The sequence below is a fragment of the Romboutsia lituseburensis genome, from assembly GCF_024723825.1.
In the GTDB taxonomy this organism is placed as follows: domain Bacteria; phylum Bacillota; class Clostridia; order Peptostreptococcales; family Peptostreptococcaceae; genus Romboutsia_F; species Romboutsia_F lituseburensis_A.
The window spans coordinates 2,325,873-2,338,500 of sequence record NZ_JANQBQ010000001.1 but is presented as its reverse complement, the minus strand read 5'-3'; the positions used below and the strand labels follow the sequence as shown (position 1 = coordinate 2,338,500).

At 26.2% G+C, this 12,628-nt stretch carries 11 protein-coding genes; 9 read left to right on the top strand and 2 right to left on the bottom strand.

The window, feature by feature from the left end; all coding sequences use genetic code 11:
• Positions 1-127 precede the first annotated feature (127 nt).
• The 5 genes from NWE74_RS11290 (at position 128) to NWE74_RS11270 (ending at position 4,825) form a co-directional block, all read left to right on the top strand.
• Complete coding sequence (locus tag NWE74_RS11290; protein WP_258243234.1) at positions 128-535, top strand: hypothetical protein; 408 nt, start codon at positions 128-130, stop codon at positions 533-535.
• A gap of 146 nt (positions 536-681) precedes the next feature.
• Complete coding sequence (locus NWE74_RS11285; RefSeq protein WP_258243233.1) at positions 682-2,166, top strand: phytoene desaturase family protein; 1,485 nt, start codon at positions 682-684, stop codon at positions 2,164-2,166.
• Between the two features lie 111 nt (positions 2,167-2,277).
• On the top strand, positions 2,278-3,216 hold the full coding sequence (locus NWE74_RS11280; RefSeq protein WP_258243232.1) for an NAD-dependent epimerase/dehydratase family protein: 939 nt from the start codon (positions 2,278-2,280) through the stop codon (positions 3,214-3,216).
• Between the two features lie 246 nt (positions 3,217-3,462).
• Positions 3,463-3,987 (top strand): RNA polymerase sigma factor, encoded by a 525-nt coding sequence (locus tag NWE74_RS11275; protein ID WP_258243231.1) that lies wholly within the window; start codon positions 3,463-3,465, stop codon positions 3,985-3,987.
• Complete coding sequence (locus NWE74_RS11270) at positions 3,977-4,825, top strand: anti-sigma-V factor rsiV (protein ID WP_258243230.1); 849 nt, start codon at positions 3,977-3,979, stop codon at positions 4,823-4,825. The genes NWE74_RS11275 and NWE74_RS11270 overlap by 11 nt, the downstream gene beginning before the upstream one ends.
• Before the next feature lie 80 nt (positions 4,826-4,905).
• Here NWE74_RS11270 and NWE74_RS11265 read toward each other — a convergent pair whose 3' ends face one another.
• The gene (locus NWE74_RS11265; protein WP_330666361.1) at positions 4,906-5,631 is read right to left on the bottom strand and encodes a tRNA 2-thiocytidine biosynthesis TtcA family protein; all 726 of its coding nucleotides are present in this window, start codon (positions 5,629-5,631) and stop codon (positions 4,906-4,908) included.
• Positions 5,632-5,910: 279 nt separating this feature from the next.
• Here NWE74_RS11265 and NWE74_RS11260 point away from each other — a divergent pair, with 279 nt between their 5' ends.
• The 4 genes from NWE74_RS11260 to NWE74_RS11245 all read left to right on the top strand — a co-directional run bounded on the left by NWE74_RS11260 (position 5,911) and on the right by NWE74_RS11245 (position 10,611).
• Positions 5,911-6,363, top strand: coding sequence for an S-ribosylhomocysteine lyase (locus tag NWE74_RS11260; RefSeq protein ID WP_258243229.1), 453 nt, complete (start codon positions 5,911-5,913; stop codon positions 6,361-6,363).
• Positions 6,356-7,087: a vitamin B12 dependent-methionine synthase activation domain-containing protein gene (locus NWE74_RS11255; RefSeq protein WP_258243228.1), complete on the top strand. Its 732-nt coding sequence runs from the start codon at positions 6,356-6,358 to the stop codon at positions 7,085-7,087. The genes NWE74_RS11260 and NWE74_RS11255 overlap by 8 nt, the downstream gene beginning before the upstream one ends.
• Positions 7,059-9,449, top strand: a complete 2,391-nt coding sequence (locus tag NWE74_RS11250) for a homocysteine S-methyltransferase family protein (RefSeq protein ID WP_258243227.1) — start codon at positions 7,059-7,061, stop codon at positions 9,447-9,449. Before NWE74_RS11255 ends, NWE74_RS11250 begins: the two co-directional genes overlap by 29 nt.
• 202 nt (positions 9,450-9,651) lie before the next feature.
• Positions 9,652-10,611, top strand: coding sequence for a carbohydrate kinase family protein (locus NWE74_RS11245; protein ID WP_258243226.1), 960 nt, complete (start codon positions 9,652-9,654; stop codon positions 10,609-10,611).
• 484 nt (positions 10,612-11,095) lie between these two features.
• Here NWE74_RS11245 and NWE74_RS11240 read toward each other — a convergent pair whose 3' ends face one another.
• Positions 11,096-12,325 carry an aminopeptidase gene (locus NWE74_RS11240; protein WP_258243225.1) on the bottom strand — a complete coding sequence of 410 codons (1,230 nt, stop codon included), beginning with the start codon at positions 12,323-12,325 and terminating at the stop codon, positions 11,096-11,098.
• Positions 12,326-12,628 lie beyond the last annotated feature (303 nt).

Sequence of the window (12,628 nt, the reverse complement as noted above, 5' to 3'; positions counted from 1 at the left end):
TTAAAATAAATATACCTTGTAAAATATTTATACTACAAAACCATAAGGCTTGCAAATAGCTTTGTGGTTTTGTTTTTATAAAAATAAATTCAATGATAAAGATTTATAGTAAGGATAGGTGAGTCATATGGGATTAGTCAGTTTCTTAAGTTGTTTTTATTTTGCGTTTACAGTATTACTTTTATTTAAAAAAAAATCTATGGGTAAGACCTATATTATCTTTGGAGTATTAACATATATTTTTGTTGTTGGATACTCGTCAATACCAAAGATACCACAGCAGATACAGGGAATTAGTATTTTTATAGTATTCTCTCTAATGGTATGCATATTTGGTTTAATGTTTGGAATTATGATGAAAGTATTTAATAAAAGTAATAAAACATCTGTTATAGCATCAATTGTTTCATCAAGTATATTAATATTAATACTATTTAATGTAAAAGGATGTTTAACTTACATGTATATACCAGTACTTTTATATATGCTGCAAAATAAGATAAATATAAATATAGATAAAACAGTATCTATATAAAAAATATATATGGATTTATAAAGGCCTCAAAGAATCTCATTAAGTGACATTTGTAGGTCTATTATTTTGAAAAAATAGTTCAAATAATAATAGATTTACTAGGAATACTAACATTAATAACGTTAGTTCTAAGGGAGTGTTATACTATGAGAAAAGTAATTGTAGTAGGCGGCGGAATTGGAGGTCTTTGTACTGCTGTTAGATTATTAAAACAAGGATATGAAGTTACAGTACTGGAAAAAGAGCCTAGAATAGGCGGGAAAGTAAATGCTAAATTTAAAAATGGAGCAAGATTTGATTTAACTGCATCTATATTGATGGCACCTCAAATTTATACAGAAATTTTTGAATATGCTGGTAAAGATTATAGAGATTATTTTGAACTACTAAAAATAGATCCTATATATGGTGTTAATTATGCTAGTGGAGAAAAATATAACTTTTATAGTGATTTAGGTAAAATGGTAGAAACTTTAGAAAGCATAGAATATAAATTACCTATAAGATATTTAAATTTTTTAACTAAATCTTTAGAAAAATATTTAGTTAGTAAAAAATATTTTTTAAATGAGCCTATGATTGATGCAACAGAAGTATCTAATAAAAAGATTATTAAAGAATTTATGAGTATATCTCCATTTAAAAGTAATAGTAAATATTTAAATAGCGTAATTAGAAATGAGCAAATAATAAATTATATGATATTTCAGTCTATGTATATAGGAGTAAATCCTTATAAAAATTCAAATATATACTCATTAATACCTGCAATATCTCATGTTTATGGTTTGTGGTATATAAAAGGAGGATTTTATAAATATATAGAATCTCTTGAAAAATTAATTTATGATTTAGGCGGTAGTATACAAACTAATACTACTGTTGAGAAAATAATGATAATTAATAATAAAGTTAAAGGAGTAATAAGTGAAAAAGGTGATTTTAAATGCGATATAGTTGTCTGTAATGCAGATTATCCATATGCTATTGATCAACTTTTAAAAAATCAAAAAAAATGCCTTAAGTTAAAGAAAGAAGATTATTCATGTTCTGTATTTATAATGTATTTAGGATTAAATAAAAAATATCATAATCTACAAGTACATAATATCTATATAGGTGAAGAATTTAAAGAAAATATACAGATGCCTTTTAAAGGAGAATTGCCACAACATCCATCATTATATTTATATTATCCAAGTAAGATAGATGACTCTGTATTAGGAAAATTTGAAAGTATATTAAATATTATGGTTAGGGTTCCGAATTTACAATATAAAAAAGTAAAATGGGATAAGAAGAACATAAATAAATTTAGAAATATAATATTAAAAGAAATTGAAAAAATAGATGGCTTAGAAGATTTAAAAGAAAATATATTATATGAATCATATTTAACACCAATGCAATTAAAGCATAAATTTAACTCTTATAATGGGACTGCATTTGGGATTAGCCATAAATTAAATTATACAACTTATTTTAGACCTCATTTAAAAGATGAGGATAATAAGGGATTATATTTTATAGGTTCGTCTACACATCCAGGAAATGGTATATCAGTAATAATAGAGGGAACAAAAATCTTAACAAAGCTTATACAAGATGATGTATATAAATATAAAATATGAAAAAATTGTATTAATTTATGGTAGATTTTTACGTTTAAATAAGTAATGTATATAGTTTGAAAATGTGCTAATATTGTATCGGAGGCTATTTTAGAAAGGGGAAATTTATATATGAAATCAATTTTAGTTATGGGTGGAAATGACTTCATAGGTTCTGCGTTAGCCGAATATTTAATAAAATGTGGATATAAAGTAGATATACTTACAAAAGGAAAAAAAGGTGTTAAATTAAAAACTTTAGGAAAACATTTTCTTTGTGATAGAGATGAAATATCTCAATTAAAAAAAATATTAAATAAAAAATCTTATGAATATATATATGATATGACTGCATATTCGAAGGATGATATAAAAAATTTAATAGAGTGTATCGACTTAAAATCCTTAAAAAAGTATGTTGTTTTATCATCAGGTGCTGTATATAAAGATAGTAGTAAACAGGCAAGAGAAGATAATGAAAAGGGAGAAAATAAAAACTGGGGAAAATATGGCCTTGATAAAAAAGAAGCAGAAGACTATATAATCAACAGTGATATACCATATATAATTATTAGGCCTACATATATTTATGGACCTAATAATAATCTTTATAGAGAAATTTATTTTTTTGAAAGAATATTACAAGAAAAGAAAATACCAGTTCCACATGGAAAGAATGTCATTACTCAATTTATATATATTGATGACTTAGTAAAAGTTTTAGAAAGTTTAACTCATAATGATAGAGTAAGAGAAGCCTACAATGTAACAAACCCCCAACTTATATCATGGAATGATTTAATACAAACATGTGGAGAAGTAGTAAAAAAATCTCCAGTAGTAAAATTAGTAGATATAAATAAGATTAATTTAGAGGAAAGACAATACTTCCCGTTTAGAAATATAGATTATAATTTAGATATAGATAAATTAATAGAACATGGGCTATATATACCAAATGTATTGTTAAAAGAAGGACTTAAAAAAACTTATAAATGGTATTTATCAACGAAACCAAAATTACAAGATAAAAAAATGAGTAAGGTAGATGATATTATAAAAATTAGTTAAAATAAATAGCGTAAATAAAAATGCTCATATATGTTGATATGGGTACAATAGTTATGAATAAAAGTATGGAAAATAATCCATACTTTTTTTACGTACAAAGAAATTATTATTACTTTATAACTTAAGTAAATTTATAAGTTTATTTATATAAATAAACTTATAAATAAAAAATAAAAAACTTTTGAAACTTTTAAAGGAATATAGTCCGTCTATATATATGTGATGAAAAGGAGGCCTTCGAAAAAGATGAATTTACTAAGCTTAGACAAAAAAAGAAAAGAAAACACTTTTAAAAATTACATCATAGAAAATCAAAGTATATTTTATAAAATAGCATACACTTATGTTAAAAATAATGAAGATGCCTTAGATATAGTACAAGAATCTATATGTAAAGGACTATCAAAGATAAAGACTCTTAAAGATGTAGAGTTAATAAAACCATGGTTTTATAAAATTTTAATAAATACAGCTATAGACTACATAAGAAAAAATAAAAAATACACTCAAGAAAAAGGAGACGTAGTTTCTGATAATTTCGTTGAGCATAATATAGATATAGAAATAGATATTCAGAAGGCCTTAGACAGTTTGTGCGAGGAAGACAAAACCTTAGTAATTCTTAGGTATTTTGAAGATATGAAAATATCAGATATAGCAACAATACTAGACAAAAATGAAAATACTGTAAAGACGAGACTTTATAGAGCTTTAAAGCTATTAAAAATTCAGATAAATAATGGATTAGAAGGAGACAATTATGAAAAATAAAAAACTAGAGCAATTAAAAAGTAACTATAATAATATAGAAATTCCTGAGAATTTAAATAATGTTGTTAATGAATCATTAAACAAGAAAAAGTCTTTGAATAAAAAGTGGTTAACAAGTGCAGCATCAATAGCTGTATTAGTAGGTGGAATTAATTTAAGTCCAGCATTTGCAAATACGTTAGAGCAAATACCTATAGTAGGAAACATAGTTAAAGTTGTAAGATTATCAAATTATAACTTAAACGAAAATGGGTTTGATGTATCGATAGATGTGTCTAAGGTAGAGGGATTAAAAAATAAAGAATTACAAGAAAATATAAATAAAGAAATGGAAGCTAATGCAAAACAATTATATCAAGATTATGTAAAAGAAATAGAACAATTAAAGAAAGATAATATACCAGGAAGAGAAATGGTTAAGTCATGGTCTGAAACTATGACAAATAATGATAAGATATTATCTCTAGTAGTATATGAGTTTCATGCACAAGGTTCATCTAATACAACAAGAAAATTCTATAATATCAATAAGCAAAATGAAACTGCTCTTACTCTTGAAAACATGTTTGCAGGAAAAGATTATATAAATATAATAAGTAAAAATATAAAAGAGCAAATGAAACAACAAATGAAAGAAGATTCTAATAAAGTCTACTGGTTAAATGATAAGGAAATTGGAGATGAAAACTTTAATAAGATAAGAAAAGATCAAGGTTTTTATATAAATGATAAAAATGAGTTAGTTATATGTTTTGATAAATATGAAGTAGCTCCAGGGGCTATGGGATTAGTAGAATTTACTATTCCAAACGATGTTTTAGCTCCTAACTTAGGATAAAGTAAAAATATAAATTTATCATAACAACAAAACTTTATAAATCCTTAAAATTATAAAAATAAGTGTCTAAATTTAGACACTTATTTAATTTTATTTTTATCCCAAATAAATAATTTTTCAGAATTATTTAAAGCTCCGAAAAGATTCTTCTTAACTCCAGGCATATCTTTATTCAGTTTAGCTAAAAGTTCTTTTACATCTTGTCTTTTTGTATGACCATTAGCTGGACAAGGATTTTCTATTACAGGATAGTTATATTCTTTTGTAGCTTTTTTAGTCATATATTCTTCAATATATACCATAGGTCTAATTATAGTTAAATCCTGCTTATCCATATGTGTTTTAGGTGAGAAGCAGTTAACTCTTCCTTCATAAAACATAGACATTAAAAATGTTTCTATAGCATCATCTTTATGATGGCCTAATGCTACTTTATTGCATCCTAATTTTTTAGCATTATCATTTAAAGCACCACGTCTTAAATTAGCGCATAAAGAACATGGATTTTTTTCTTTTCTAATATCAAAAACGATCTCTTTTATATTAGTTTGAATTTCATAAAATGGAACATCTAAATCTTCACATAACTCATAAAGTGGAGCATTATCAACGCCACCAGGATTTAAAGTTATAGCTATTAACTCGAATTTTTGAGGTGAGAACTTTCTATAATTGCTAAGAATATGAAGTAAAGTTAAACTATCTTTACCACCAGAAAGTCCTATAGCTATCTTATCATTTTCTTGTATCATATCAAAATCTTGTATAGCTTGACGAGCTTTGCTAAGAAGTTTTTGCATAGGCATAATTTTTTCCTCCAGAATGTTTAATTAAAAGCTTATTATATTATTTATATCCTAAGTATCGATATATAAATTATAAAAGAATTAAAATATTATAACAAATAAAATTTATACGGTTTTTCGTGAAACATATATTGTTTCATAAAACGCAGAATATAGACATGTTTTTCTGATTTTATAGTTTAAAATATATTAAGTAAATCAATATTAACGAATGCTTATGAATTAATTTTGAAGTATAATTATATCATATGAAAAAATAATTATCATGGAGGGAATAGAATGCAAAAAGTAGAAAGTTTTAAATTAGATCATACTAAAGTTAAAGCACCATATGTTAGAAAATGTTGTGTGTTAGATGGATTAAAAGGGGACAAGGTAAGCAAATTTGATTTAAGATTTTTACAACCAAATTCAGAAACTTTTGGAACAGCAGCTATGCATGGTTTAGAGCACTTATTAGCAACATATTTAAGAGATACTTTAGATGATATAATAGATTTATCTCCAATGGGATGTAGAACAGGGTTTTATTTAATACTGTGGGGAGATGTAGAGTCTTTAATAGTAAAAAAAGGATTAGAAGAAGCATTAAAAATGGTATTGAAATCTACAGAAATGCCAGCTGCAACAGCTGTAGAATGTGGCAATTATAAAGATTTATCATTATTTGGAGCAAAAGAGTATGCAAGAGAAGCTTTAGAAAAAGGATTTGCTCTTAATATATATGGTTAATAATATCATAAATAGCTATATAAATAGCTTAATTAATATAAATAAAGAAGAAGTTTTAAGATATTTAGAATATAAAGGTCAGTATATAGATAGAAATCTAAATGATTTAATAGATGAGTGTATCAAAATGACCAAGGAAAAGATAAACCCTCGATATTATTTGAGGGTTTATCCTATATTAAGAAATAATGATAATAAATCGATATTTTTTGAAGATTGTAGATTAAACTTTAAAAGTAATGACTTATATACATTATTACATGGATGTGAAGCATGTATTATTTTAGGAACAACTTTAGGAATAAATATAGAAAAAGAAATAAGAAAATATTCATATATAGACTTAACAAAAAGTATAGTTCTAGATGCATGTGCTACTACATCAATAGAAGAGCTATGTGATATTGTAGAAAAAGAGTTATCTGAAGAACTTAATAAAGAAGGAAAATATTTAACTATGAGGTATAGTCCTGGATACGGAGATTTATCTATAGAAAGTAATAAAGATATAATAGATACCTTAAATTTTAACAAAAACTTAGGTCTAACAATCACATCAAACAATATTATGATACCTAGAAAATCAGTAATTGCTATAATCGGAATAACTTCAGAAGATAAAACAAACAAAAAACATAAATGTATAATGTGTTCGAATTATACAAATTGTAAATATAGAAAAGGGGATGAAGAGAATGAATGTAAGGGAGTATATAAAGAATAATATATTAATATTTGATGGTGCTATGGGAACAATGCTGCAGCAAAAAGGGCTACAGATAGGAGAAAATCCTGAAATATTTGGTTTGAAAAATCCTGAAAAATTAATAGATATACATAAAGCATACTTGGAGGCTGGTTCTAATGTAGTTACAACAAATACTTTTGGAGCTAATGAGTTAAAGTTAGAAAAACTTGGATACACTGTAGAAGAAGTCGTAAATAATGCTGTAAAAGTAGCAAAGCTAGCAATAGAAAAAGTAGATAGATTAAAGCCTAGATATGTAGCGCTAGATATAGGACCTATTGGAGAAATGTTAGAACCTATGGGTACATTAAGTTTTGATGACGCATATGAAATATTTAAAAGACAAGCTATGCAGGGAGAAAAATCGGGAGCGGATCTTATAATAATAGAGACGATGATGGATTTATATGAGGCAAAAGCAGCTGTATTAGCAGCAAAAGAGAATACAAGTCTTCCTATATTTTGTACGATGACATTTGATGAAAATGGAAGAAGCTTTACAGGATGTTTGCCAGAAAGTATGATAGCTACAATAGAAGGATTAGGTGTAGATGCAATAGGTGTTAATTGTTCACTAGGACCGAAACAACTTTTACCAATAGTAAAAAAAATAGGCAGTTTAGCTACTATACCGGTGATAGTTCAAGCGAATGCAGGGCTTCCAAGTATAATAGATGGTCAAGCTATATATGATATAGATGAATCAGAATTTTTTGAAGGTGTAAAAAAATTTATTGAATATGGGGCTTCTATAATAGGGGGGTGTTGTGGGACTAATCCTAAATTTATAAATAAAATATCTCAAAATTTAAGCCAATTAAAAATAAATAAAAAAGTTAATGAAATTAAAAGTTTTGTATGCTCTCCATCTAAATGTATAGAAATAAAAGTACCTACTGTAATAGGAGAGCGATTAAATCCAACGGGTAGAGTACTTTTAAAAAAAGCACTTAAAGATGGATCATATGACTATATAATCAATTTAGCTATGGAACAAATAAATTCAGGAGCTGAAATATTAAATGTTAATGTAGGTTTGCCAGATATAGATGAAGCTACTATAATGCCTAAAATTTTAAAAGAAATTCAAGCTGTAATAGATACACCATTACAAGTTGATTCATCGGATATAAAAGCATTAGAAAATGGGCTTAGATATTATAATGGAAAAACTATAGTAAATTCAGTAAATGGAAAAGAAGAATCTTTACAAAAAATACTTCCTATAGCTAAAAAGTACGGTTCATGTATAGTAGGTTTAACTTTAGATGAGAATGGAATACCTAATACTGCTCAAGAAAGATTTGAAATAGCTAAAAAAATAGTAAATAGAGCAGTTGACCAAGGAATTAGAAAAGAAGATATCTTTATAGATTGCTTATCATTAACAGTTTCAGCACAGCAATTAGAAGCTATGGAAACGCTAAAATGTATAAGAATGGTTAAAGAAAGACTAGGTGTTAAAACTATATTAGGGGTATCTAATATATCATTTGGAGTTCCAAATAGGAAAGCTATAAATAATACATATTTAACACTTGCATTAGAATATGGTCTTGATTTACCTATAATAAACCCAAATGAAGATGGTACTATGGAAGTTATAAATTCATTTAAAGTATTAAAAAATATAGATAAACATTGCAAAAATTATATAGCTAAGTATAATGATATAAATATTATAGAAAATAAAATTAAAAATAATAATGAAAAAAGAGAATTGAGTTTAGAAGAAATAGTTGAAAGAGGATTAAAAGATGAAGCTAAAGAATCAACTTTAAAATTACTACAAACACATGATCAAGATTATATATTAAATGAAATTTTAATATCTACATTAGATAAAATAGGTAAAAAATATGAAGATGGAATTTTGTTTTTACCTCAATTAATACAGTCAGCTGAGACAGTTAAAACGTCATTAAATACAATAAAAGAAATTCTATCGAAGCAAAATAATAATGTGACATCAAAAGGAAAAATAATAGTAGCTACAGTAAAAGGAGATATCCATGATATAGGAAAAAATATAGTTAAAATAATGCTTGAGAATTATGGATATGAAGTTGTAGATTTAGGTAAAGATGTTCCGATTGAAGTTGTAGTACAAGAAGCAATTAAAAGAAATATAAAATTAATTGGTTTAAGTGCGTTGATGACAACTACAGTTACAAGTATGAAAGAAACTATAGAAGCTCTTAGAAAAGAAAATATAGATGTAAAAGTATTTGTAGGAGGAGCTGTTTTAACAGAAGAATATGCTAAAAATATAGGAGCAGATTACTATTCAAAAGATGCAAAATCTGCAGTAGATATAGCTAAAATAAATTTAAGTTAAAAACAATATTATTTTTTTGTAATATGTTAAAACTAATAAGAGTTATGATAAAAATAGGATTAAAACTAATGAAATATTTTACAAATTTAAACAAAATATCTGTAAAAATATGTATAAAAAACATTAAAATACAAAATATATAGAAAAAACTCATAAGAATGTGATAAAATAGGAAGGTGATTCTTAGGGAGGGTAAACGACGATGATTGAAAAAAGAGAGCCTTATTCATTAGTTTTCGGAGTATCAGTTTTTGATATATGTGGATTTACAGATAGAAATTACAGATGTAATGACTCAAATCCAGGTAAAGTAAAAACTTCTTTTGGAGGCGTTTGTAGAAATATAGCAGAGTGCATGGCTAGAGTAGGTGTAAATACTAAATTTATATCTATTTTAGGAGATGATGAAGCAGGAAATAGAATGGTTGAACATTCTAAAGTAATGAATTATGATATGAGTGAATCTTTAATCATAAGAGGTGGTCACACACCTACATATATGGCTATCTTAGATGAGCAGGGAGAGATGGTATCTGCTGTAGTTGACATGAAAATAATAGACATGTTTACAACAGAGTTTATAGACTCAAAAGCAGATATAATTAAAAACTCAGAATATATGATACTAGATTCAGATAGACCTGATATTGTAGAATATATAATAAAGACATTTAGTGAAGATACTAAATTTATATTAGACCCTGTATCGGCAGCTAAAGCCAAAACAGTAAAACATTTAATAAAATATTTCCATACTGTAAAGCCGAATAGATATGAAGCTGAAATAATGTGTGGATTCAAAATACACAATGATGAAGACTTAAGAAAAGCTGGAAAGTATTTTATAGACTTAGGTATAGAAAATGTGTTTATTACACTAGATGAAGATGGTATATACTATAATAATGGATCAGATGAAGGTAAGATAAAAGCTAATGATGTTAAAGTTGTTAATGTTACTGGAGCTGGAGATTCATTTGTGGCAGGAATAGCAAATGGATATATGAAATCTACGAATATAGTAGATACTGTAAAATATGCAATAGCAATGTCAACAATAACTATATCGACAGAGGAAACTATACATCCAGATATGTCACAAGATCTAGTTCAAAAATATGTTAATGAAATAGACTGGACAGAAGAAAAATATAGTAAATAAAAATTTACTATATTTAAAAAATTATATATAATTAAGTTATAGGTTAATCTACAAATTTTGAGATTAATTGATATAAAATTTATCGTCAACACTAAAAAGACTAATAGAAGCTTATTCTATTAGTTTTTTTATGTTTAAGGGCATTATAATACAAAAAAACTGTGAATAAGTTATGAGGTATAGTAATATCAACACCTTTGTGGAAGTAAAAATGATATTTTTGAGCGACGGACGAAGTCGTTGGCGGCATGAGCTAAGTGAATTTTTTATTAAAAAAATATAATAAATATTATATTTTAAGGTATATAAAATTTTAGATATGTGCATAATTAAAATATAGGAGATATTTACTCCCCCTAAAATAAATATCTCACAATCTCCCCCAAGGAGCATCTATAACGGAAATAGATGCTTCTTTTTTTATGTTCAAAAAAAAGAAATATATAAGATATATTCTTATATATTTCCCTTTTGTTATATTTAATTAAAATGCCCAGTTTCCATCTTTGAATATTTGGATTTTTTCTCCATCGTAAGTTTCTCCAATTATGTTCATATCATTAGAACCAATCATAAAGTCAACGTGAGTTAAACTTTCGTTTACTCCATGCTTATCAGATTCTCCTTCTTTGATTTGGTCTCCATCTTTAATACAAGTTTTATAAGCAGAACCTAAAGCAAAATGGCAAGATGCATTTTCATCATATAAAGTATTGAAGAATACTATATTAGTATCAGATATAGGTGACTTAAATGGAACCAATGCAACCTCTCCTAAATAGTGAGAACCTTCATCTGTATCTATAAGTTTACCTAACGTCTCAGCACCTTTTTCAGCGGTAAAATCAACTATTTTACCATCTTTGAAAGTTAAAGAGAAGTTGTCTATAACATTACCTCCATATACAAGGGGTTTTGTACTATAAACAACACCATTAACTTCATATTTATGAGGCATAGTAAAAACTTCTTCAGTTGGTATATTAGGATTAAAGTTTATACCATTAGGGTCTTCAGATGCACCGCTTAACCAAATATGACCTTCTGGTAATTCCATAGTTATATCTGTTTTAGCAGATTTAAATTTTAATGTTTTAAAATTCTTTTCATTTAAGAAATTCATTCTTAATTTTAAGTCTTCATTATGTTTTTTCCAAGCTTTAATAGGGTCTTGACCTTCAACTCTTGAACATTTGAATATAGCTTCCCATAATTTATCAATAGCTTCTGAAGTAGATACATTAGGGAATATCTTTTTAGCCCATGATTCTGTTGGTATAGATACTATACTCCATTTACATTTATCTGATAATGTATAAGATCTCCATTCCTTTAAAGCCATAGCTGAAGCTTTTTGGAAATTAGCAACTCTTTGAGGATCAACATCTTTTAATAAATCTGGATCCTGAGCATATATAGTTAAGAATGCTCCGCCTTCTTTAGCTATATCAACATATTGATCAGATGTCCATTTAGGGAATTCATTAAATGACTCCTCTGGAGCATTTAAATACTTTAATAAAGTACATTGTTCATCAGACCATTCTATATGTACGTGTTTTGCACCAACATTATAAGCATGAACTAAAACCTTTCTTACGAAAGGAGCACACTCTATAGGAGATCTTACAAGTAAAGTTTGTCCTGGTTGTATGTTTACACCTACTTTTACTGCAAGTTCAGCATATTTATCTAAATTTCTTTCAAAATCCATAAGGTTACCTCCAAAATTTTAAGGATATTTATTCTAATTATATTTTAGTACATAATGACACTAAACATACTAATAAAAATAAAAATATAGATAAATTTTCCATAAATTATAATCTTATTTTATTAGTAAATGAAACAAAATAGCAATGGAAAATTAGAAATTTAATAAAGAATTAAAAATTTAATATTATAAACGGCAGAAATAAAACTAATATTGGAAACAATAAAAATGATTAAACCTAAGATTATGTAATTTTAATATTAGATTGATTAGATATCTAAAAAAATATATAGTTTTTTTATA

Bases quoted from the DNA above. Each gene is read 5' to 3' on its own strand.
- NWE74_RS11290 (WP_258243234.1), top strand. From the start codon at position 128: ATGGGATTAGTCAGTTTCTTAAGTTGTTTTTATTTTGCGTTTACAGTA.
- NWE74_RS11285 (WP_258243233.1), top strand. From the start codon at position 682: ATGAGAAAAGTAATTGTAGTAGGCGGCGGAATTGGAGGTCTTTGTACT.
- NWE74_RS11280 (WP_258243232.1), top strand. From the start codon at position 2,278: ATGAAATCAATTTTAGTTATGGGTGGAAATGACTTCATAGGTTCTGCG.
- NWE74_RS11275 (WP_258243231.1), top strand. From the start codon at position 3,463: ATGAATTTACTAAGCTTAGACAAAAAAAGAAAAGAAAACACTTTTAAA.
- NWE74_RS11270 (WP_258243230.1), top strand. From the start codon at position 3,977: ATGAAAAATAAAAAACTAGAGCAATTAAAAAGTAACTATAATAATATA.
- NWE74_RS11265 (WP_330666361.1), bottom strand. From the start codon at position 5,631: ATGCCTATGCAAAAACTTCTTAGCAAAGCTCGTCAAGCTATACAAGAT.
- NWE74_RS11260 (WP_258243229.1), top strand. From the start codon at position 5,911: ATGCAAAAAGTAGAAAGTTTTAAATTAGATCATACTAAAGTTAAAGCA.
- NWE74_RS11255 (WP_258243228.1), top strand. From the start codon at position 6,356: ATGGTTAATAATATCATAAATAGCTATATAAATAGCTTAATTAATATA.
- NWE74_RS11250 (WP_258243227.1), top strand. From the start codon at position 7,059: ATGAATGTAAGGGAGTATATAAAGAATAATATATTAATATTTGATGGT.
- NWE74_RS11245 (WP_258243226.1), top strand. From the start codon at position 9,652: ATGATTGAAAAAAGAGAGCCTTATTCATTAGTTTTCGGAGTATCAGTT.
- NWE74_RS11240 (WP_258243225.1), bottom strand. From the start codon at position 12,325: ATGGATTTTGAAAGAAATTTAGATAAATATGCTGAACTTGCAGTAAAA.